Here is a 22,354-nt window from a genome sequence, read left to right on the forward strand (position 1 = left end):
GGAGGATTCAATAATGAAAGTTTTATTCGTTTGTTCTGGAGGAATGTCCAGCGCAATTGTTGTAAACGCTTTAAAAAAAGAAGCAGAGAAAAAAGGTATGAACATGGAAGTGCATGCTATTGGAACAAGTGAGGTGGAGGAAGAAGTAAAGAATGGTTGGGATGTTGTAATGGTTGCACCTCAAGTTAGACATCGATTTGACGCTGTAAAAAAACTTACAGAACAAGAATCTATTCCGTGCGGTATTATTCCGCCGCAAGCATACACGCCGCTTGGTGGACCGACTTTATTAAAAACTGTAAATGAATTAATTAGTTAGGGGGAAGCGTTATGAATAAGTTTGTCACGTTTCTTGATAAAAACTTATCTGGACCGATGGCAAGGCTTTCTGAACAGAGGCATTTACAAGCAATCCGTGATGGAGTTATTTCGGCGTTACCATTTATTATCGTAGGGAGTTTCTTTTTAATAGTAGCATTTCCACCATTACCGAAAGATAGTTTCATATCAGTTTGGGCATTGAAAAATCAAACAAGTATATTAATACCATATCGTTTAACGATGTTTATTATGTCTTTATATATAGCATTTGGTATAGGATACAATTTAGCGAAAAGTTATAAGTTAGATGCTTTATCAGGGGCACAGTTAGCAGTATGCTCACTACTTTTAACATTGACGCCCGAATTAATCGATAAAAAAGGATTTATGCTTCCGATGACAAATCTCGGGGGGCATGGATTATTCGTAACGATGATCGTATCTATTTTATCAGTAGAGATTTTAAGATTTTGTAAGACGAAAAATGTAATGATTAAAATGCCAGAACAAGTACCGCCGTCTGTTTCACGTTCGTTTGAAGCACTTATACCTGCTGCATTCGTAATTATTTTAATGAGTTTAGTAACTGTCGTTTTTAGTATTGATTTACATCATGTAGTTGATAAATTAGCGGCACCGTTAGTAAAAGCTGGTGATAGTTACTTCGGTGTAATCATTCCAGTATTTTTAATTACATTTTTTTGGTCATTCGGAATCCATGGTGTGTCGGTTGTTGGAACTGTTGCCCGGCCATTATGGGAAGTATATTTAGGGAAAAATGGTGAAGCAGTTGCTAGTGGAGCAGATCAGTTGCCATTCATATCACCAGAGCCGTTATACCAATGGTTTATATGGATTGGTGGTTCTGGTGCGACGTTAGGGCTTGTATTAGCTATGATTGTATTTGGTCGATCAAAATATTCGAAAGCATTATCAAGAACTTGTATTGTTCCTGGTATTTTTAATATTAATGAACCTGTTATTTTCGGATTACCGATTGTACTAAATCCAATTTTAATTATCCCGTTTATCATTACACCACTCGTAACAGCAACTGTTGCATATTCAGCAACTGCGATGGGATTTGTAACGCCAACACATATTATGCCGCCGTGGACATTACCAGCTCCAATTGGCGCGTATTTAGCCACAGGTGGAGATTGGCGTGCAGTGGTATTAGTTTTTATAAATATAGCAATATCATTCCTTATTTACCTACCATTTTTTAAAATGTACGACAAAAACATGCTTGAAATTGAGAAAAATGGTGATGGGGAAGCTGTTAATCCGTAAGTTTTATATTTTATTTTTGAGTGATAGGCATTTTGTCTATCACTTCTTTCACATTAAGTCCAGAGAGGGTGAAATAGAATGAATATAAAATTTAGCTATAAAGGTGTATTTTTATTGTTATTTGGAGTGATATGTGCAAATTTACTTTTCGTACCTTTATTAAGAATGCTAAATCTATCACAAATGCATAGTATATGGCTCGTTACAAGCTTTTCGGCAAGTATTTTGCTTACGGTAGTTGTTTCTTTCATTGATGGATCGTTTGCATCGAAAGCACAGTTGTTTTTTAGATTTATATTGTTTTCTGTAGGTTGTACGTTGTTTACTTACATAATTGTTTTTTAGTGAATAGGGGGCATGCATATTATGTATATTGCAGGGATAATGTCCGGTACATCGTTAGACGGAATAGATGTAGCGCTCGTTCATGTAGAAGGAAACGGTGTAGATTCTAAAGTCGAACTCATTCATTTTACTACTGTTCCATTTTGTAAGGATATAAAAAATGAGATACTGCAGGCTTTATCAATTGATACATCTAATGTTCAATTGATATGCAGTTTGAACTTTAAGCTTGGTTTATGTTTTGCCAATGCTGTGGAGGAAGTTTGTAAAAAGGCTGATTTGTCATTGGAACAATTAGATTTAATAGGTTCTCACGGACAAACGATTTATCATCAGCCAAAGCAAGAAGGCAATAGTATTTCTTCGACATTGCAAATTGGAGAACCAGCAGTTATAGCATATGAAACGAACACTACGGTTATCTCTAATTTTCGAACGATGGATATGGCAGCAGGGGGGCAAGGTGCACCACTTGTGCCATATTCAGAGGTCATTTTGTATCGTCATCAAACTAAAAATAGATTACTACAAAATATTGGCGGAATCGGTAATGTTACAGTAGTACCAAGTCATCTAAGTGATAAGAGTGTTATTGCTTTTGATACTGGCCCAGGAAATATGGTAATCGATGATGTATGTCAAAGATTATTTCAGTTGCCATATGATCAAAATGGTAGGATTGCAAAACAAGGAGTAGTTGTAGATGAAATTTTGACATATTGTATGAACCATCCATTTTTGAAAATGAATCCACCGAAATCAACTGGTAGAGAACAGTTTGGAGAAGAGTTTGTAAGTGAATTATTGAAGCGGTTTGAAAAGCATGGTAAAGAAAATCTTTTGACGACTGTCACGATGTTTACAGCAAGTTCAATTGTTCATCATTATAAGGAGTTTATTCTGCCGTATTATGAAATCGATGAAGTAATTTTAGGTGGTGGGGGCAGTTATAATCGTACACTTGTTGAAATGATACGAAATGGATTGAAGGAAGAAAAGTGCGCGATATTCATTCAAGAAGATATAGGCTATTCTTCAGAGGCGAAAGAAGCAATTGCCTTTGCGATATTAGCAAACGAAACGCATCATCGTAATCCGAGTAATGTGCCGAGCGCAACAGGTGCAAAGCAATCTGTAGTTTTAGGGAATATAACATTCCCTCCAATAAGATGATGAAAATGAGGCGAACATATGAAGTATATGATTGGAGTAGATGGTGGGGGCACGAAGACAGAAGCAATTGCATTTGATCAAGACGGAAACGAAGTTGTAAGAGGTACGAGTGGGTTTGGAAATATATTAATAGATTATGAAAAAGCAGTTTCGCATATTATGGAGGCGATCGATCAATGCAAGAAAGCTTTAATAGATGGGCACTGCGTTTGTATTTGTTTAGGGTTAGCGGGTATAAGTGGAGCGAATACAAATGAATTAACATTACGATTAATAAAGAAATATGAAACGAAAATTGAAGTTTTTAATGACGCAATGATTGCACATGCAGCTGCTTTAAAAGGTAAGAATGGAATATTAACTATAGGTGGTACAGGTGCAATTTGTATAGGAAAGAAAGACGAAGTGTACGAGTATAGCGGTGGATGGGGACATATTTTAGGGGATGAGGGAAGCGGTTATTGGATTGCGTTACAAGGTTTAAAGAGAATGGCAAATCAATTTGATCAAGGAGTTAGACTTTGTCCATTAAGCTTAAGGATTCAAGACGAGTTTCGACTTTTAACATCATCTCATATAAAAAGACTAGTATATAGTTCTTCAAAAGATAAAGTTGCAGCAATTGCACCATTAATTATAGAGGAAGCGAGGAATGGGAATGATGATGCACATAAAATTATTCTGCAAGCGGCTAAGGAATTAACGATAATTACGGTGAATATTTACAACAAGATGCAGTTTGATTTATCACCTTTAATTGCAGTTAGTGGTAGTATATTGTGTTCAGTACCTGAAATATATGCTGAATTTAAGAAATGCTGTGAGAAAAGTATGGGAGAAGTTATATTCGTATCACCATCAGAAATGGCAGTGAAAGGAACATATCATTTAATGAAGGGTGTATATTTTATAAAATAGAATTATGAGAATTTTTGTATGATTTGTAAAAATATGATGTTAAAATATATAAAGGGATGTAAAGCAAGAAAAAGTACAATATACATAGTCATTGAATATTGTATAAGTACTCCCATGTAGAAAGTGAATGATTACATGATTAATAGTATGCAATTTTTGTATTTGGTGGCTTCTTATTTATTTGGAAACATATTGACCGCTTATATAGTAACGAAGTGGAAACATAATGTTGATATTCGTGAAGAAGGAAGTGGTAATCCTGGCGCAAGAAATATGGGGCGCGTATATGGAAAAGGGTCTTTCGTCGCTACATTTTTAGGTGATGCGATCAAAGGGGCAATCGTAGTTTCTATTGCAAAATACCTTTTCGAAGATTCTACATTTGTAATGTTAGCTTTACTGGCTGTTATACTTGGACATATTTACCCAATTTTATTTAAAGGCAAGGGCGGAAAAGGCATTTCAACATTTATTGGAGGGTTAATTGCATTTGATTATTTGATAGCGCTTACTCTTATTGCTGTTTTCATTATATTTTGTTTAATCTTTAAAGGATTTACTAAGCCCGGACTAATTACAATCGCTTGTTTACCAGTTTGCATGATTTTGTATTCTTACTCTATTGTTACGACTATTTTAAGTGTACTTATCATTGTCCTTATTTTATATGTAAATCGAGAATGAAATGAACTTTTAATAAGTGGAGTTAATCTCCACTTATAATTTTTATTAAATACATAAAGGAGATACAACATGGGGTTAATTTATAAAGTTGCTGATCAAGCTTGGGAATTTGAAAGTATACATAAATTGAATTATAAAACATTTGTAGAAGAAATTCCGCAACATGAAGAAACGAAAGATCGTGTTCGTATAGATCGTTTCCATGAAGAAAATACATATTTAATTTGTTTAGATGACGAGAAGTTAGTAGGTATGGTTGCATTGCGAGGAAAACGACCATTCTCGTTAGATTATAAAATTCCAAATCTAGATTTTTATTTGCAAGAACATGGAGAAAATGTATATGAAATTCGTTTACTTTCAGTAGAACTTGAATATCGAAATGGAAGAGCATTGTTAGGTTTAATTCGCTTTTTACATCGTTATTTGCTTCTAAATGGATATGAATTGGCACTCATTTCTGCTACAACACGTGAACTACCTTTATATGAGCAAATGGGATTCAAATCTTTCCATACGTTAGTTGGTACTGAAGAAGCAGCCTTCCAGCCAATGTATGTTACCCCAGCTATGTTTGAAGAGTCGAGTGTTGGGGGTATTATGACGAAAGAATATACGTTTTTACCTGGTCCAGTGGATATTGAAGAAAATGTTCGAAAGGCATTTTCTACTAAGCCTATTTCGCATCGTTCTAAGTCATTTCAAGTGACAATGGAAAATGTAAAAAAACGTTTACTGCAAATGACAAAAGCAAAACGTGTGCAAATAATGTTAGGAACAGGGACGTTAGCGAATGATGCCATTGCTTTACAGTTGAATTCTTTAAAAGGGAAAGGACTAGTTTTAACAAATGGGGAATTTGGAAATAGGTTAGTGGGACATGCAACACGTGCGCAATTACATTATGATACGCATAAAAAAGAAATGGCAGAGCCGTTTATTTATACAGAATTAGAAAAAATAATGGCAACTGGAAATTATGAATGGCTTTGGTTTGTTCACCATGAAACATCAACTGGAATGTTAAATAATTTAGAAGAACTAAACATTCTTTGTAAAAAATATCAAATGAAACTATGTGTAGATTGTATAAGCTCAATTGGAGCAATACCAATAAATTTGAAGGATGTATATTTTGCAAGTGGTGTAAGCGGAAAAGCGATTAAATCATATACAGGATTATCTTTCGTTTTTCATAACCACATTGTAAAAGTAAACGAGGCAGTACCTGCTTATATGGACATTGGTATGTACGAAGAAAATGAAAGTATCCCATACTCCCATTCATGGAATTTAATTTATACATTGCAAGAAGCATTAAAAATATTTGAAGATGAAATGGTATTTGAAAAAATAAAAGAGACGTATACATATATTGAACAAGCTATTACTAGTATGGGTTTAAATCTTGTTTCACCTAAAGAACATGCCGCTCCAATTATAGTTACCATTCAATTAAATGAAGATCAGTCTTCTAAGGCGCTAGGTGATGCGTTAGCGTTACAAGGATATATTGTTCATTATGAATCAGCGTATTTACAAAAGAATAACTGGATCCAAATTGCATGTCTGAATCACTATAAAGAACGTGATATGAAGAGGATGTTAAATTGTTTGCAGATGTGTGTGTTAAAGAAAGTTCTTTTAACGTAAATGCTTGTATATTTATTATATAATTTCTACAAGGCTATGAGTCACACTTGCTAAGTGTATAGAAGTGCATTTTTTGACAAGAGTTTAAAAGAGAGCGAAAGCTCTCTTTTAAACTTACTTAAATGAATTACCCACAGATTGGAATACCGAGAACTCTCAAAGCTAGTGCTACTTGAAGAGTAATTTCCAATCTAGCAATTTCGATGCCAGCAACTGTGAGTACTAAAAAAGGTTGGCCGTTTACGAACACAATACAACTTTCCATATATACGCCTCCTTTCTAGTGATCTACTACAGTATATGAGTGAAACTATAATACGTTATAGTTGGATTTATGAATTTTATAAAAATAATAGATTTACCCTATGTTTACGAAACAAATGGAGTTTCATAGTGTTAATAATTTAATTGTTAGACAAGGAAGCATCTATAATAAGATGCTTTTTATTATACTTACGTTTCAGCGTGACAATAAATAAAGTTAATCAATGACGAATTGAGAGGGAAATATATTGATAAATATTTGTATGAGGTAAAATAAGAAGGTTTTAGAAAAACGAAAAGGAATTTTTATACTTGTAACATAAAAATTCTAGGGGGATGTTAATATGGAAAAAACTATGATGGTAGAAACAACAAACATGATGATGTCTATGGAAAAAATGATGTGTGAAATGAAGTGTATGAAAATGATGATGAATAACATGATGCAAATGGATGTAGAAATGGATAAGGCAATGATGGTGAAAATGAATGAATGTGATGAAATGATGAAGACTACTATGTCTATGATGAAAGCGATGAAAGAGAAATGTTGTTGAAGTAGCAAAGTATAGCGTAAAATGATGATGATCTTGTAAATTTAAATTAGTAAAGAGCCTGTTTTAGTTGGTAAATTAAAATAGGCTCTTTTAACTATTGTTCAAAAATAAATTGAGTTGACAAAAAAGAACTAAAAGATTATTTTAGTTCTTTTTTCTGTATTAACACTGTTCAAATCATTTGTTTAAAAGCTATAGATGATGGTTAGGCAGTGAGAAAAGACAAGTAAGAGCCTATCTTTCTTCGTTAAATGTGTGCTGAAGTAAATAATGATTCCATTTTTATTTTACTCTTTTCTCTAATTTCAGCATCAGCATGTCGCATAACATATTTATGCGCCACAGCGATTGCTAAAACATCATCTAATAAGCCAATCCCAATAATAGCAGCTATATCTGGAATGAAGTCGATTGTTAATACGTAATAGGATAAAGCGGCTAATATAATGAGTTTTGCTTTAGTAGGTAACTCTTTCTTTTTCATTGTGTAAAATAAAATAATACTTTCATATACGCTGGATTTACCGAGGTTTACTGAGCTTTTTTTGAATTTTTTCCAAAGTGTCTGTTTCTCCATATAAACACTCCTTTTCCAAAAGATGGATTTTTTAAAAGGATGGACAAAGAAGCGAAAGAATAATCAATTTTATTGTTTTTTCTTATTGTATATTTCGATATTTATAAGCGAATACCTGTTCAAAATAAAACAATGCTTGTTAAGCGGATACGATTATGGAGATGGATGAAGAGAAAATCTGTTTTGGAAAGCAAATAAGTTTCCGATAGAGGTTTCAATGAATTATTTGCGTTCTGCAACGAAGGCAGAAAAAACTTTTGATTTCTTAATACCAGCTATCTTGACAATAATTATTAGATTGTTTATAGCGTATATGAATCCGAATACAACAATAATATTGAAAGGAATTAAGGATATAAATAATCAATCAATCACTTACATTCATTCCAATTTTAGCTGGTTTTAATATAGCTAATTACCTCGTTCCTTATGATTCTAGTACTTGCTGGTTCATTTGCTACAAGTATTTTTGCTGATAGAACGTTTTTTATCCCTAATTTACCAAAACAATCATATCGTTTTGGCGTAGGTGTTTATGAGGGCGTAGTAGCTCATAGTACAGCGACTTCTGAAATATTCAAAAGTATGAATCTCGTACATGAAGAAACGCATTTGTTCAATATGCTGTTGATTGAGATGAAACAATCCAAATCGCTAATATAAAATACATTGCATATGGCGGTGGACCTGCTGCTAATAAACGATTTGTACATGTAGAGTTATGTGAAACAGCAGACCATACAAAGCTCGAGCGTTCATATGAAAAATACGTAAAACTTTTAGCGGAAATCTTAAAAGATAACAAGTTATCTGTAGGAAAAGGATTGTGGATTCACTACGATGTGATTAAATACCTTGGCGGTACAGATCATGAAGATCAACTTGATTATTTAAAATCTCATGGGGATCAGGAGCTCCATCCCGTGCTGATGTACAACGCGCATACAATAATTCTAGTGTGGATGTTTCTGTACCTGAAAGCCACCTAAACCAACAGAAGTACCAACAGCTGTAACCGATGGTATAGCTTATATTGAAGGCTACAACGTTAATTTACGTAAAGGACCAGACACAAGCTATTCTAAGATTCGTCAACTAAATAAATCAGAAGCTTATGTTGAATGGGGCGAAAAGCCTGGTTGGTTAAACCTTGGTGGAGAGCAATGGATTAAGAACAATCCATCCTATGTGAAGTTTAGTAAGAAAAGTACAGTAGATTCTTCTATTATAGGAAAGCGTGTTGTTTCTAAAGTTAACATTCTACGTTTCTATGATGCTCGACCTTGGTAGGATAAAGACGTGGATGGTTTTGTAGATGTAGGTGAGGTGTTTACAATTTTTAGGAAGTTAAATATGGAAGGTTCAGTACAATTTAAGGTGCACAATAGGATAGGGAAAACATATTATATTACGATCAATGAAGTTTATGTATTTGTAACTGTATTACTACAGTATAGTACACTCATAGGAGGTAGTTATGTGTTTGATAAAAATGAAATACAAAAGATAAATGGGATACTTCAAGCTAATGCATTAAATCCAAATTTAATTGGCCCTACACTTCCCCCAATCCCACCATTTACTTTACCCACAGGTCCAACAGGAGGGACAGGCCCAACGGGAGTAACGGGTCCAACAGGAGTAACGGGTCCAACAGGAGTAACGGGTCCAACAGGAGTAACGGGTCCAACAGGAGTAACGGGTCCAACAGGAGTAACGGGTCCAACAGGAGTAACGGGTCCAACGGGAGTAACGGGTCCAACGGGAGTAACGGGTCCAACGGGAGTAACGGGTCCAACAGGAGAGACAGGCCCAACAGGAGGAACTGAAGGTTGTCTTTGTGATTGCTGTGTTTTACCTATGCAAAGCGTTTTACAACAACTTATTGGAGAAACTGTTATTCTTGGCACTATTGCAGACACACCCAACACGCCCCCGCTTTTCTTTCTATTTACTATCACTTCTGTGAATGATTTTTTAGTTACAGTTACAGATGGCACCACAACCTTTGTGGTCAATATATCTGATGTAACAGGGGTAGGTTTTTTACCACCAGGACCACCTATTACATTACTTCCACCTACCGATGGAGGATACGAGTGTGAATGTCGTGAACGACCAATTAGACAATTACTGGATGCGTTTATCGGATCTACAGTAAGTCTTTTAGCAAGTAATGGTTCTATTGCAGCAGATTTTAGCGTGGAACAAACAGGACTTGGGATAGTACTAGGGACATTACCTATAAATCCAACTACAACCGTTAGGTTTGCAATTTCAACTTGTAAAATTACAGCTGTGAATATAACCCCTATTACGATGTAGTCTATTTCTTTCAGAAGTATCTGTTGCTACTCGATAAGAAAAGCACAGTTTATTTGTCCACCTTGAAAACGTATTGTTTTCAAAGTGGACAATCTACGTTTCTAGGATGCTCCACCTTGGAAATATAAAGATGGAGCTGGTTCTGTAGATGCAGGGATTTATGATTGATGCAAAAGTGAGTGTCAATGGTTCGCCATAGTACAAAGCACACAGCAGTAAAGGGAAAACATACTATGTTATTGCAAATGAAGCCTATTTATTCATCTAATGCACTATACCTTCATGAGTAATTAACCATGCCCCCTTACTCTTTCTATATCCTTCATTTGTAAATTTATTACTACTATATTATTGGCGTACAATACTAAATGTATCTAAATGGTTTTCTAAACGCACAAAATCCCCAAATTGATATGGTAAGGCTATAAAAATTATAATGAAAAATAATAAATATCTCTAATGCACTATTAGGATTTTTCCAGTTTATATTGCAAACCATCTTTCTGAAAGATAAGCTCATATGCTAAATCAAAATGAAGGTTATATAATGATTTCGTATTAAATATTAAATGGTAGAACTTAGTTCCTTGATGTACATATTGGTGTAATTGATTTTGAATTGGTGAAACAATGATTTTTAAAATTACGTTAATATCTTCATTAAAGAAGTTATAGGAGGGAATAACTTGGGCTCATTATTTGATGTAATAGCAGATGTTATTTTATTTTATCCTCGAAATGACATGAAATTAAAACATTATATCGCAAAATTAAGTGAATTAGAGTGGTTTCGAAATCTACATGAAGATCCGAAGTATACAAGTTTAATTTGGAGTAATAGAAAAATTAAAAAGTATATTTTGACTTCTGCAAATATGGAAGCATTAATAAAATCCGAGAAAAAACAAAAAGAATTTGTTCATCTAGTACAGGATGAATATAAAAAAAGAAGATAAGAATTTTTTTATTTTTCATATTTGGCGAAACAAATGGTACAATGAAAGCTAATGTGAAAAATAAGGAAAAGAAGTGGTCTATTTGAAAAACTTTTTAGAATTAGGAATTAGTGAAACTTTTAATCATACATTACGTGAAAATGGAATTACAGAAGCAACACCGATTCAGGAGAAGGCAATTCCTGTTATTATGTCAGGTAAAGATATTATTGGGCAGGCGAAAACAGGAACGGGTAAAACGTTAGCATTCGTGTTACCGATTTTAGAAAAAATCGATCCAGAGTCTAGTGATGTTCAGGCTTTAATTGTTGCACCAACAAGGGAACTAGCACTGCAAATTACAACTGAAATTAAAAAAATGCTTGTTCAAAGAGAAGATATTAATGTACTAGCGATATATGGCGGACAAGATGTAGCACAACAATTGAGAAAATTAAAAGGTAATACACATATTGTTGTAGCGACACCAGGACGATTATTAGATCATATACGACGTGAAACAATTGATTTAAGTAATCTTTCAACGATTGTACTAGATGAAGCAGATCAAATGCTTTATTTTGGATTCTTATATGATATTGAAGATATTTTAGATGAGACACCTGATAGTAAACAAACGATGTTATTCTCAGCAACGATGCCAAAAGATATTAAAAAATTGGCGAAACGTTATATGGAAGAGCCGCAAATGATTCAAGTACAAAGTGAAGAAGTAACGGTAGATACAATTGAGCAGCGTGTCATTGAGACGACAGATCGTGCAAAGCCAGATGCACTTCGTTTTGTTATGGATCGTGATCAGCCATTTTTAGCAGTTATTTTCTGTCGTACAAAGGTTAGAGCAAGTAAGCTTTATGATAATTTAAAAGGACTAGGTTATAATTGTGCTGAACTTCATGGTGATATACCTCAAGCGAAACGCGAAAGAGTTATGAAGAGTTTCCGCGAAGCTAAAATTCAGTACTTAATCGCAACGGATGTAGCAGCTCGTGGACTTGATGTAGATGGTGTAACGCACGTATTTAACTTTGATATCCCTGAAGATGTAGAAAGTTATATTCACCGCATTGGCCGAACAGGACGTGCAGGTGGATCAGGTCTTGCAATTACGTTCGTTGCAGCGAAAGATGAAAAACATTTAGAAGAAATTGAAAAAACGCTTGGTGCACCAATACAAAGAGAAATAATCGAACAACCGATGATAAAAAATGTAGATGAAAATGGAAAACCGGTACAAAAGCCGGCTCCAAAGAAATCAGGTCAATATCGTCAAAGAGATAGCCGTGAAGGTTCAAGAAGTGGTTCAAGAAGTGGTTCAAGAAATGATTCAAGAAATAGTTCGAGAAATGATAACAACCGATCATTTAATAAACCAAGTAATAAGAACGGTAGTGGAAAGCAAGGTCAGCAAAGACGTGGCCGTTAAATTTTAAAATAGTAATCGGGATAAAAATCGCCGATAACATTTCAGATACGATTGTAAATCGTTTTATTTCTTAGATAGACAGAAAAGAGTCGCAAAAAAAATTGCGGCTCTTTTCTTTTATTTAAACTCTCTCGCGTGTTATTATGGGATTATTCTGAATTCATGATAGGAGGCGTTTTGATGAAAAATGAAACGTTACATACACAAGAAGATATTTTAAAGATGATGGATTCTTTATTAAGACCTGCAGTACCATTTTGGAATGAATTTTACACAAATAGAGAAAAGGATGTTCCTTTTTTTGCAAATATTCCAGATGAGAATTTAGTTTCATATATACAAAAAGAATGGATTTCAAAAGGAGAAGTGTTAGAGCTTGGATGTGGTCCAGGAAGAAATGCAATTTATTTAGCGAAACAAGGACTTGATGTAACAGCAGTCGATTTGTCTATAGAAGGGATTAATTGGGCCAAAGAGAGGGCGTTAGAAAACGGAATAGACATACAATTTGTTTGTGAATCGATTTTTAATTTGGATTTTCAAGATGAATATGATTTTGTATATGATTCCGGTTGCTTGCATCACATTCCACCACATAGAAGAATGAATTATGTTGATTTAGTTAAAAACTCATTAAAATCGGGTGGTTATTTCGGATTAACATGTTTTGCAGCAGGCGATTTAGATGAGCGAAATGGATCAGAAATAACAGATTGGGATGTATATAGAAGCTGGAGTCTGCAAGGTGGTCTTGCTTATTCAGAAGAAAAATTAAGAGAGATATTTAATGAGTTTGAAGTGGTTGAAATTAGAAAGATGAAGCAAATTGAACAACCAAATAATATGTTTGGAGAATCATTTCTTTGGACAGCATTATTTAAGAAGAAATAAAACATAGATAATTGACAAACTCATCGTTTTTATAGACAATACACTTATAAGAATATACGTTCGGTTTTATTGTCCGATGTATGTTTTGCATAAATACATAACAAGGGGATGTCTCTAAATGGGTAACACAAATCAAAAAATCACTACGTTTTTAATGTTTGAGGGCAAAGCTGAGGAAGCGATGAATTTTTACACATCGCTATTTAATCAATCAGAAATTGTAAGTATCTCTCGTTATGATGAGAATGGACCAGGTAAAGAGGGAACTGTAATTCATGCAACTTTTACGCTAAATGGACAAGAGTTCATGTGTATTGATAGTTATGTAAAGCATGATTTTACATTCACTCCAGCTATGTCTCTTTATGTAACTTGTGATACGGAAGAGGAAATCGAAACAGTTTTTAATAAACTAGCACAAGATGGAAAAGTTCTTATGCCTTTAGGTTCATATCCGTTTAGTAAAAAGTTTGGTTGGTTAAATGATAAGTATGGTGTGTCTTGGCAGTTAACTCTTGCTGGAGATGAATAATTAAAATAATATGGTGATATTAATGTTATAAAAAATAAAAGGGATGATACAAGATAAATATGTATCATCCCTTTTATTTTTTGTTTTACAACCGTCATCGGTTGTATTTATAACGACTTTAGGGGTGCTTTTTAAGTTTTTTATATAATATAAAACTGCTAATTTAATTTTTCAGCTTATCTAGTAATTGAATTCATTAACTGGAAGAAGTATTCAGGCTTATAAGTTTTATTTAGGTTATACCATGAATGTAACGTATCTGGTGCAAATACATCAATTTTTTTCAATACTTCCATTGCAAATTCCAGAGGAGCTACTCCTGATGCAGTAATCAAATTTTCATCACATACTGCAGGTTCCATCTTATAAAGTTGTTCTCCTTTATAATTAGGACAAACCATTTTAATATATTCTAAATCATTGCTTGTATGTTTTCTAGAATCTAGGTATCCAAAATTCGCTAACCCCTCAGTTGCACCACAAATGGCAGCAACAATAGTGCCGAGTTTTAACGCTTCACCAATTTTTTTTAAGATAGGGTGATGAATGCTTTCCCCCCAAGTAGTCCCTCCAGGTAAAACTAAAAGATCGTTACTCTCAAGAGTACATTCATCCAGGGAAATATCTGGCTTTATGCTCAGTCCTCCCATCGTAGTAATAATTTCATTATTAGCTCCTACTGTAACTACCTTTAAAGGGGCTAACTCTTTTTTGAAATATCTTCCTGAGTTTAGTTCTGCAATTAAATGTCCATATTCCCAGTCTGACATCGTATTAAATACATAAAGATAAACTTTTTTTGTTTGCATACAATAACACTCCAATCACAATTGAGTTTTTCAAAAAAATATTAATAAATAAATTTTACAATATTTATCATTTGAATTTAACCTATTTCCTTAAGAATTCTTTAAAAAATAATTTGGATACTTTATTTGAAGGTATGGTTTACGAATTAAACAACCTTCAAAAATATAATAGTTGAAATTTGTTGGTTTTAGAATGAAGAAATTAGGCTCAATATACCAATTTAATTATTCATAATTGAGTTGTGGTATAATTTACATACAGGGGGAAAGTAGATGACACAACATAAAGAAGAGCAAATGAATGAGGCATTAGCATTATTTTACTTTGCATATAAAACTTTTACAGAAAAACCAGATGAAATAATAAAAGAGTATAGTATACAGCGTGTACATCATAGAATTCTGTTTTTTATCGCTCGTTTTCCAGGGCTTAGTGTAAATGAGCTGCTATCACTTTTAGAAATAAGTAAACAAGCTCTTCACGGACCGTTGCGCCAACTGTTAGATAAAGGACTTATTGAGAGTAATGAAGCTGCACATGATCGTCGTGTGAAACAGCTGTCTTTAACAGAAGAAGGAACAGACTTAGAGAAAAAACTGAGCGATGTTCAAAGAGAACAAATGGGAGCTATTTTCTCACAGTTTGGCGAATCATGTGAAGAAAATTGGCATCAAGTTATGAATGAAATGGCAAATAGCCGTTCAGGATTTGATGCATGGACGTCTAAGCGTGAAATACCAGTAGAATAAAAGATAGAAACAGTATCTTGTTTTGTAGTTTGAAAAATCATAAATTTTTATCTGTATATTTGGCAACTATGGATAAAAAATTCACATTGCCAAAAACTTTATATGTGTACGTATTGAAATTTAAAAATTCATATTTCCGAGAGGGGAATTATAATGATAAAACTTGTACTCATTCGTCACGGACAAAGTTTGTGGAATCTTGAAAATCGATTTACAGGATGGACAGATGTGGATTTATCAAAGAATGGATTAAGTGAAGCGAGAGAAGCAGGAACAATATTAAAAAAGAATGGATATACATTTGATGTTGCGTATACCTCGGTACTAAAACGAGCAATTCGTACATTATGGATTGTACTGCATGAAATGGATCTCACTTGGGTCCCTATACATAACTCATGGAAGTTGAATGAACGCCATTATGGTGCACTACAAGGATTGAATAAAGACGAAACTGCAAAAAAATATGGAGATGAACAAGTTCATATTTGGAGAAGAAGTATAGATGTGAGACCGCCTGCACTTACTGAAGATGATCCTCGATATGAGGCGAACAATCCAAGATATAAAACGTTAAAAAAAGATGAATTCCCATTGACTGAATGTTTAGAGGATACGGAGAAAAGAGTAGTTGATTATTGGCATTCAGAAATTGCACCGTCATTAAAAAGTGGTGAGAAAGTAATTATTTCATCGCACGGTAATACAATTCGTTCGCTAGTGAAATACTTAGACAATCTTTCAAGTGATGGTGTGGTTTCATTAAATATTCCAACTAGCATTCCGCTTGTTTATGAGTTAGATGAAAAATTACGTCCGATTCGTCATTATTACTTAAGTATGGATGGAGAAGTACCTGAAGGGGAAATTCCGAAACATATTTCTTTTTAACATGAAAATTTGAAACGCATGCTTGTCTACATATACAATGTAGATTCATGATAAAGTGAAACTTTAATCAGTGGAGGGTGTTCATCCCGCACTGATTATTAGCCTTCACCAATCGGGCTTTTATGGGCAGTTGATCCCTCACCTAACGTCTTTGCTTTCGCTGAATTTTGAGGTGGGGGGTCTTACTGCCCGTTAATGCGGGATAAAAGACGTGGCCTGCTTCTAATGTATATGCGATGGTGCTAACTTTAGAAGGTTGTCCACGTCTTTTGTCATAAAGAGAGCTGTTTGTGCATGTAATGGTATCGTGAGTAGTTTTGGAATGGAGGGTGATGTGATTGACGATCTCTAACATTCGAATTGGCTTATTTATTTTAGCAATCGTCTTTATTGTTCTTGTTTTCTTTTATTGGAGAAATGAAGAGTTGTACGAGGAGAAGAAACAACGAATTCGAAAAACGTGGTACGGTTTGTTCATAACATCAGTCACAGTTTATTTCATGATAAAAGGAATAGATTTAACCCTCTGGAAAAATCTTTTAATGTTTACTGCGATGGTAATTTTCGTTGATATTGCATTCATTTTGACACCAAATATTTCAGAAATATGGGGCGCAAAATTCATCGATATTGGAAAGACGGTCCAATCAATTAAAAGGTCATTAATTGCTTCAAAAGCAAGAGGAGAAATATATACGACAATTATTCAAAATGTGAATCCAACAGCCTTTGGGACAATGGAATGGCATACGGAAGAGGAATATACAAAAAGCTTAAACACATTTTTAGATTCATATGGGGAAAAGATTGGTGCGAAAATTGTTGTATTTGAAGCGGTGAAGGAATTAAATACAAACTTTCGTGGTATCCGCTCTCAATTTAGTATTATTGTTCCATTAGAACACATCGAGCAATTGAATGAGCAGAAAGCGGTGCAAGTAGAAAATGTCGGAATTATACCAGCAAAAATAGTTAGTGATGTTTTCATTGTTATTGATGGGAAGAAAAATAACCTTCAAGATCGAGATTTTGAAAATGTATATAATTTAACAATTCATCATAGTTATTTTAGTAAATAAGGACAGAATCTTTTTCTGTCCTTTTCACCTATACATAAAGGGAGAACAAATTCAGACAAGCTTGTATAAAATTGGACAATCATTCCTACACTAGCACGTAGAGGTGATTGTAGTGATAAAAGATTATGACAATGATTTTTTTAAAGAAGATAATGAAGATACAACAGATTTCTCTTTAATAAAAGGAGATACTTTGCAGCAAGTAGAAGAGTTAGAAGAAGAATTAAAAAGAAAATGATACGTGTACACTCTGTCTGCATTTGCTATATAATATAAATAAAAGGTTGTATCTTTTTGAAAAGGGGGAGAAGAGATGGCAGAAGTAAATGCTCAAAAATCTTCGTTTTTTAAAACTAAAAAAGAAGAATCAAATACAGATTTCTCTCTTGTGAAAGGTGCATTAACAGAAAATATAAATCGTTTAGAAAAACTTATGGATAGTAATAGTTCGAAATATGCTCGAGTGAAAAAAATACAGGAAAATGCATAAGAGCATTTTCCTGTATTTTTTTATTTTGCATTAAACTTTTCTTTTACTTTTAAAGGTAAATCCGCTTTTTGAATTTCTTCATAGGATTTTACTTCAATCGATGATATTTCATTTTTATCTTTATTTTCTTGGTCTACATAAATGCACAAAAATGCCTTTTCATTTAATTTTTGATCGTTTGATTGTTTTTTACTTCTAAATGTAATTTGTTTTCTTACTCCATCTTCATCATATGCCGGCAATGTGTAGTTCCGTAAGTTTCTACCTTCTATCTTTTCAATAAACCCTTCACCTTTTATCTGTACGTAATATACATCCTTACCGATTCTATTTAGAGAAGCTCTTTCGCACCCGATAGTTAAGTTGCAAAATAATAAACTTAGTGTAATAACAGATAAAAATTTTTTCATTTTCTCCTTTAAATTATGTATTTAAAGTATGCGGTTATTTTTTAAATAGAAAAATCGATTTTGATTACAGCACTCTTACAATCTTGTAAGAGTATAGCTTATTTACACTAAATTAAAAAATATGAGGATGGAATGAATAGGTTATAATGAATTTTTGAAATCTTAAAATAAAAGTAAAATAATGAATCATGGTATAATAATAAAGGACGTACATATTATTTTGTCAATTGGAGAGGAGCTTAAAAATGTATTCTACTTTAGAACAATTAACAAAGCACCCTGTATTTTATCATTTTGCAGAAATTTCAAAGATTCCTAGAGGATCAGGTAATGAAAAAGAAATTAGTGATTACTTAGTGAGTTTCGCAAAGGAACGTAATTTAGAAGTTATTCAAGACGAAGCGTTAAATGTCATTATAAAAAAAGAAGCTACTTCTGGTTATGAGAATGTACCAGCTATTATCATTCAGGGGCACTCTGATATGGTGTGTGAAAAAAACCAAGCGACAGTTCATGATTTTGAGAAAGACCCAATTGAATTAAGAATTATTGGAGATATGTTATATGCAAACGAAACTACTTTAGGTGCTGATAATGGTATTGCCGTTGCATATGCATTAGCATTATTAGATTCAACAGACATCCCGCATCCAGCTTTAGAAGTTGTTATTACAACTGAAGAAGAAACGACAATGGGCGGTGCATTCGCTGTTGATTCAAATCATTTTGATGGAAAAATATTTATTAATATTGATTCTGAAGAAGATCATAAATTACTAGTGAGTAGCGCAGGTGGTGCGAAAGCAGTTGAAACGATTTCAGTGATTTGGGATGAAGCGTCAGTAGATATGGACACATACCGACTATATGTTGGGGGACTTAAAGGTGGACATTCTGGTTTGGAAATTGATAAACAACGCGGTAATGCGAATAAAGTATTAGGACGAGTTTTACGTGATTTATCACTTCACATTCAGTTTAATATGAGTGAAGTTCATGGCGGCTTAAAAACAAATGCAATTCCGCGTGAAAGTGTAGCTACAATTTTATTACGTGCAGAAGATGTACAGCAAGTAGAAGAAAAACTAAAATCATGGACACGTATGTTACAAGAAGAGCTACGTGCTGTTGATCCGGATGTTCATGTTTCACTTACAAAAGTAGAAGAAAAGGCGGGAAAAGTCTTTTCTAAAGAAACACAAAAACAGCTTATTTCTTCATTATTCTTAATTCCAAATGGTATACAAAGTATGAGCATGGATATTAAAGGTCTTGTAGAAAGCTCAACTAATTTAGGAGTTATTCAAACACTGCAAGATGAGATTAAATTACGAAGCGAAGTGAGAAGTTCTGTAAGTAGCTTAAAACAACATATTGTAGAGGAAATTAAGTATATTGCGGAATTAGTAGGGGCAACATTTGAAAAAGAGTCTGAATATCCAGAGTGGCCATATAATCCTAATTCGCCTATCCGTAATTTATTCGAAAAAGTGCACCAAGAAAAATACAGCAAAGATGCTGAAATCTTCGCAGTACATGCAGGAATTGAGTGCAGTGTATTTGTTCAAAAAATGCCTGAGTTAGATGCTATTTCATTCGGTCCAGATATCTTTAATGTTCACACTCCAGATGAACATATTAGTATTTCTTCTGTTGTGAATAACTGGGGATTTTTCGTTGATGTAATGCAGGGAACGAAAGAATTAGCTAAGTAATAAAAGACGGAATAAAAAGCAGCCTAAATTTATAGGTTGCTTTTTTGTATAGAATTTTATGTGAAGCAAAATAATGGCCAAGAAATTTACCTATTGTTGATTTAAAATAAAGTTTGATAAAAAGATCTATTTTGCAGAGTATCTTTTTCTTCAACAATCGGGCCATTTAATTGAATAAGACTACACAAAAAGTCGTTTTCCCTTACCTAAGGAAAGCGACTTTTTAGATTGATTTCCCCCTTGTTATCAAGCTTTTTACTTTAAGTTCCTTTGACTAATAAGGTTTACTTAAGTAAAATAAGGTATATTATATTTGTTGAATAGATTCTCTTTAAAGATAAGAAAAGTAGGTGAACAAAGTGGGGAAATATCAATTGGATTACAAAGGTCAGGCAGCTGTGGCAAAGTTTCATGAAAAACAGACGCCTGCCAAATTTGATAAAAAGCAGCAACTTGAAAAATTGCGTGCGGAGTATTTGAAAAAGAAGCAAAAACAAACAGATAAATAATATGTTAAGTTTTTCTGGATTTTCTGTATATAGTGCAAACTAACACAAGAAAATAGGTAAGTTATTCATCGTTCAAATATATACAGGCTATTTTTTCAAACCTCTTACTTAATGAACTAACGTATGCGTTAGTTCATTAAGAATAACTAAAAAGTCGATTCCTTGAGATGGAAATCGGCTTTTTAAATAAGTGACATTTCCTTAGCGTTGTAAATCCGCATTTTCCTGACGCTACCCCAAGAAGTAATTGAGGATAATGTATCTACCACAGTCGGGCGCTTTAATTGAGTAAGGTTCACAAAATCATCAAACTTTTTTCTATTCGCTCTTTTATCAAGGTTTATTAAGTTAATTTAATCAAACTTTATTCAAAAGCTACACCTATGTAAAAGTTCTGCTGTAATATTATATCCTCTTGATAAGGAGAAAGTATTACTACACAAGTGTCATGTGAATTTCATGTACCGTAATTTAAATAAAAAAATAAAGAGTTTCAAAAAAAATATAAAATGGTTTTCTTGTCCGCATTCTCGGATTTATTATAACTTGGTTAATTTGACTTGTGTAATTTATTACGTTATGATTTTTCATTATAACTGAAAGGCTTGAAGATAATGATTCGTCGTTTGAAAAAGTTTAAAAATGTCGCTGTCGTATTAAGCTTCTAAGTAAATTGCAAAAATCTACAATACTTAGAAGCGAGGAATATAGTTATGAAGCATCCATTATTTAATCATTGGTCTGAAACAAAGTATTTAAAAGATATAGTAACAAATCCACTCATTGAAGTAGGAGAGTACTCCTATTATTCAGGGTATTATGGAAATCAAAATTTTGAAGATGGTTGTGTAAGGTATTTATGGGGCGATGCTAAGTCCCAAGCACTTTTCAATCCAATTGAACAGATGGGTTGGCATCTTGATAAACTTATTATTGGAAATTATGTTTGTATTGCAAGTGGCGTTATCATTTTAATGGGTGGTAATCATAATCATCACTCAGAATGGATTACAGTGTATCCATTCGCTGAGCAAATCGGACAATCCTATGAACCAAAGGGTGATACAGTCATTGAAAGTGATGCCTGGATTGGTATGAATGCTATAATAATGCCTGGCGTTACAATCGGTGAAGGTGCAATTGTTGCGGCAGGATCTGTCGTATGTAAAGATGTTCCGCCATATACAATAGTGGGCGGTAATCCTGCTAAGGAAATAAAAAAACGGTTCACTGATACAGAAATTAATATGCTAATGGAAATGCGTTGGTTTGATTGGGATAGAGAATTGATTAAGAAGGCAATTCCTCTTTTATCTAGTCCAGCCATTGAACCATTATTTGATTTTTATAAAAATGAAGTGAAAAATAAATAAATCAGCTAGAAAAACTACATTCAATATAGGATGTAGTTTTTTTATTATTTGTACTAGAAACAATTATGAAATAATCTCCCCATTATGGTTTAGTTTTTATAAATTATCTTAAGAAAAATTAAGAAATATAACCAGTAGTTCTTAATATGTTTTATTTATAATTCAAATGATTGCACAAAATTGTTTCTTCATTTTCCCTTCAAGGTGTTCCATCGCGAATTACTCGCCCGGAGGTAGAAAAGGTAGTTTATATGTTAGAAGTTTCAGCGATACTCTAAAAGCATCCACCTGAAGTATCTAGTGGGCAGCAACATGTGTACTTGTGCATGAGCCGGCCATTATACAGTTTATAAAATCTGCAGCATTGATTCTTTTTTTGAGATAGCGAAAATGGATTTTTTTATGCAATTCAT

At 33.5% G+C, this 22,354-nt stretch carries 25 protein-coding genes and 4 pseudogenes; 24 read left to right on the forward strand and 5 right to left on the reverse strand.

Annotated features, from left to right (window positions below):
- Window positions 1-13 precede the first annotated feature (13 nt).
- The 7 genes from MKY90_RS12225 to MKY90_RS12255 all read left to right on the forward strand — a co-directional run bounded on the left by MKY90_RS12225 (window position 14) and on the right by MKY90_RS12255 (window position 6,387).
- Window positions 14-319 (forward strand): PTS sugar transporter subunit IIB, encoded by a 306-nt coding sequence (locus tag MKY90_RS12225; RefSeq protein ID WP_000865888.1) that lies wholly within the window; start codon window positions 14-16, stop codon window positions 317-319.
- Window positions 320-330: 11 nt separating this feature from the next.
- Window positions 331-1,614 (forward strand): PTS sugar transporter subunit IIC, encoded by a 1,284-nt coding sequence (locus MKY90_RS12230; RefSeq protein WP_002136305.1) that lies wholly within the window; start codon window positions 331-333, stop codon window positions 1,612-1,614.
- Window positions 1,615-1,692: 78 nt separating this feature from the next.
- Window positions 1,693-1,959: a hypothetical protein gene (locus MKY90_RS12235; RefSeq protein ID WP_098168196.1), complete on the forward strand. Its 267-nt coding sequence runs from the start codon at window positions 1,693-1,695 to the stop codon at window positions 1,957-1,959.
- A 21-nt stretch (window positions 1,960-1,980) separates the two neighbouring features.
- Window positions 1,981-3,132 (forward strand): anhydro-N-acetylmuramic acid kinase AnmK, encoded by a 1,152-nt coding sequence (anmK, locus tag MKY90_RS12240; RefSeq protein ID WP_002141765.1) that lies wholly within the window; start codon window positions 1,981-1,983, stop codon window positions 3,130-3,132.
- A gap of 18 nt (window positions 3,133-3,150) precedes the next feature.
- Window positions 3,151-4,050 (forward strand): BadF/BadG/BcrA/BcrD ATPase family protein, encoded by a 900-nt coding sequence (locus tag MKY90_RS12245; protein ID WP_002012893.1) that lies wholly within the window; start codon window positions 3,151-3,153, stop codon window positions 4,048-4,050.
- A gap of 135 nt (window positions 4,051-4,185) precedes the next feature.
- Window positions 4,186-4,734, forward strand: coding sequence for a glycerol-3-phosphate 1-O-acyltransferase PlsY (gene plsY, locus MKY90_RS12250; protein WP_098168198.1), 549 nt, complete (start codon window positions 4,186-4,188; stop codon window positions 4,732-4,734).
- Between the two features lie 69 nt (window positions 4,735-4,803).
- Window positions 4,804-6,387, forward strand: a complete 1,584-nt coding sequence (locus MKY90_RS12255) for an aminotransferase class V-fold PLP-dependent enzyme (RefSeq protein WP_215598746.1) — start codon at window positions 4,804-4,806, stop codon at window positions 6,385-6,387.
- 127 nt (window positions 6,388-6,514) lie between these two features.
- Here MKY90_RS12255 and MKY90_RS12260 read toward each other — a convergent pair whose 3' ends face one another.
- Window positions 6,515-6,652, reverse strand: a complete 138-nt coding sequence (locus MKY90_RS12260) for a DUF3956 domain-containing protein (protein WP_002127410.1) — start codon at window positions 6,650-6,652, stop codon at window positions 6,515-6,517.
- A gap of 343 nt (window positions 6,653-6,995) precedes the next feature.
- On the opposite strand from MKY90_RS12260, the gene MKY90_RS12265 reads away from it, so the two are divergent.
- A complete protein-coding gene (locus MKY90_RS12265; RefSeq protein WP_000416118.1) occupies window positions 6,996-7,208 on the forward strand; it encodes a hypothetical protein in 213 nt (70 codons plus the stop codon).
- A 247-nt stretch (window positions 7,209-7,455) separates the two neighbouring features.
- Here MKY90_RS12265 and MKY90_RS12270 read toward each other — a convergent pair whose 3' ends face one another.
- Entirely contained in the window at window positions 7,456-7,785 is a 330-nt protein-coding gene (locus MKY90_RS12270) for a YkvA family protein (protein WP_002035120.1), read from the reverse strand.
- Between the two features lie 217 nt (window positions 7,786-8,002).
- Here MKY90_RS12270 and MKY90_RS12275 point away from each other — a divergent pair.
- The 4 genes and pseudogenes from MKY90_RS12275 to MKY90_RS12290 form a co-directional block, all read left to right on the forward strand.
- Window positions 8,003-8,261, forward strand: a pseudogene (locus MKY90_RS12275) (hypothetical protein).
- Window positions 8,215-9,222: pseudogene (locus MKY90_RS12280) on the forward strand (N-acetylmuramoyl-L-alanine amidase); the annotation flags it as partial. The pseudogenes MKY90_RS12275 and MKY90_RS12280, both read left to right, overlap by 47 nt.
- A 42-nt stretch (window positions 9,223-9,264) precedes the next feature.
- Window positions 9,265-10,110 carry an exosporium leader peptide-containing protein gene (locus MKY90_RS12285; protein WP_341093246.1) on the forward strand — a complete coding sequence of 282 codons (846 nt, stop codon included), beginning with the start codon at window positions 9,265-9,267 and terminating at the stop codon, window positions 10,108-10,110.
- Window positions 10,111-10,142: 32 nt separating this feature from the next.
- A pseudogene (locus MKY90_RS12290) lies at window positions 10,143-10,378 on the forward strand (N-acetylmuramoyl-L-alanine amidase); the annotation flags it as partial.
- Between the two features lie 211 nt (window positions 10,379-10,589).
- Here the strand turns inward: MKY90_RS12290 and MKY90_RS12295 are convergent.
- Window positions 10,590-10,778, reverse strand: a pseudogene (locus MKY90_RS12295) (hypothetical protein); the annotation flags it as partial.
- Between the two features lie 18 nt (window positions 10,779-10,796).
- Here MKY90_RS12295 and MKY90_RS12300 point away from each other — a divergent pair.
- From MKY90_RS12300 to MKY90_RS12315, 4 genes are all read left to right on the forward strand, one after another.
- Window positions 10,797-11,066 (forward strand): hypothetical protein, encoded by a 270-nt coding sequence (locus MKY90_RS12300; RefSeq protein ID WP_078174373.1) that lies wholly within the window; start codon window positions 10,797-10,799, stop codon window positions 11,064-11,066.
- A 73-nt stretch (window positions 11,067-11,139) separates the two neighbouring features.
- Window positions 11,140-12,492 (forward strand): DEAD/DEAH box helicase, encoded by a 1,353-nt coding sequence (locus MKY90_RS12305; protein WP_215598745.1) that lies wholly within the window; start codon window positions 11,140-11,142, stop codon window positions 12,490-12,492.
- A gap of 180 nt (window positions 12,493-12,672) precedes the next feature.
- Window positions 12,673-13,383, forward strand: coding sequence for a class I SAM-dependent methyltransferase (locus MKY90_RS12310; RefSeq protein ID WP_215598744.1), 711 nt, complete (start codon window positions 12,673-12,675; stop codon window positions 13,381-13,383).
- A 118-nt stretch (window positions 13,384-13,501) separates the two neighbouring features.
- Window positions 13,502-13,915 (forward strand): VOC family protein, encoded by a 414-nt coding sequence (locus tag MKY90_RS12315; protein WP_002012925.1) that lies wholly within the window; start codon window positions 13,502-13,504, stop codon window positions 13,913-13,915.
- 176 nt (window positions 13,916-14,091) lie between these two features.
- Here MKY90_RS12315 and MKY90_RS12320 read toward each other — a convergent pair whose 3' ends face one another.
- Window positions 14,092-14,724 (reverse strand): type 1 glutamine amidotransferase family protein, encoded by a 633-nt coding sequence (locus MKY90_RS12320; protein WP_002017047.1) that lies wholly within the window; start codon window positions 14,722-14,724, stop codon window positions 14,092-14,094.
- Window positions 14,725-14,997: 273 nt separating this feature from the next.
- On the opposite strand from MKY90_RS12320, the gene MKY90_RS12325 reads away from it, so the two are divergent.
- The 5 genes from MKY90_RS12325 (at window position 14,998) to spoIISB (ending at window position 17,934) form a co-directional block, all read left to right on the forward strand.
- A complete protein-coding gene (locus tag MKY90_RS12325; RefSeq protein WP_002017049.1) occupies window positions 14,998-15,474 on the forward strand; it encodes a MarR family winged helix-turn-helix transcriptional regulator in 477 nt (158 codons plus the stop codon).
- A gap of 153 nt (window positions 15,475-15,627) precedes the next feature.
- Window positions 15,628-16,365 carry a 2,3-diphosphoglycerate-dependent phosphoglycerate mutase gene (gene gpmA / locus MKY90_RS12330; RefSeq protein WP_002032137.1) on the forward strand — a complete coding sequence of 246 codons (738 nt, stop codon included), beginning with the start codon at window positions 15,628-15,630 and terminating at the stop codon, window positions 16,363-16,365.
- Between the two features lie 338 nt (window positions 16,366-16,703).
- Window positions 16,704-17,444: a type II toxin-antitoxin system SpoIISA family toxin gene (locus tag MKY90_RS12335; protein WP_341091453.1), complete on the forward strand. Its 741-nt coding sequence runs from the start codon at window positions 16,704-16,706 to the stop codon at window positions 17,442-17,444.
- A gap of 112 nt (window positions 17,445-17,556) precedes the next feature.
- Window positions 17,557-17,682, forward strand: coding sequence for a hypothetical protein (locus MKY90_RS12340; protein ID WP_000588712.1), 126 nt, complete (start codon window positions 17,557-17,559; stop codon window positions 17,680-17,682).
- Between the two features lie 75 nt (window positions 17,683-17,757).
- On the forward strand, window positions 17,758-17,934 hold the full coding sequence (spoIISB, locus tag MKY90_RS12345) for a stage II sporulation protein SB (protein ID WP_003189253.1): 177 nt from the start codon (window positions 17,758-17,760) through the stop codon (window positions 17,932-17,934).
- 20 nt (window positions 17,935-17,954) lie between these two features.
- On the opposite strand, the gene MKY90_RS12350 is transcribed toward spoIISB, so the two are convergent.
- Entirely contained in the window at window positions 17,955-18,344 is a 390-nt protein-coding gene (locus MKY90_RS12350; protein ID WP_033733970.1) for a YxeA family protein, read from the reverse strand.
- Between the two features lie 245 nt (window positions 18,345-18,589).
- Here MKY90_RS12350 and MKY90_RS12355 point away from each other — a divergent pair, with 245 nt between their 5' ends.
- From MKY90_RS12355 to MKY90_RS12365, 3 genes are all read left to right on the forward strand, one after another.
- Entirely contained in the window at window positions 18,590-20,059 is a 1,470-nt protein-coding gene (locus tag MKY90_RS12355; RefSeq protein ID WP_016126945.1) for an aminoacyl-histidine dipeptidase, read from the forward strand.
- Between the two features lie 359 nt (window positions 20,060-20,418).
- A complete protein-coding gene (locus MKY90_RS12360) occupies window positions 20,419-20,568 on the forward strand; it encodes a hypothetical protein (protein ID WP_002069316.1) in 150 nt (49 codons plus the stop codon).
- A 713-nt stretch (window positions 20,569-21,281) separates the two neighbouring features.
- Window positions 21,282-21,941, forward strand: coding sequence for a CatB-related O-acetyltransferase (locus tag MKY90_RS12365; protein WP_341091455.1), 660 nt, complete (start codon window positions 21,282-21,284; stop codon window positions 21,939-21,941).
- Window positions 21,942-22,354 lie beyond the last annotated feature (413 nt).

Origin of the sequence: Bacillus sp. FSL P2-0099, assembly GCF_038007445.1 — a bacterium.
GTDB classification, from domain to species: domain Bacteria; phylum Bacillota; class Bacilli; order Bacillales; family Bacillaceae_G; genus Bacillus_A; species Bacillus_A mycoides.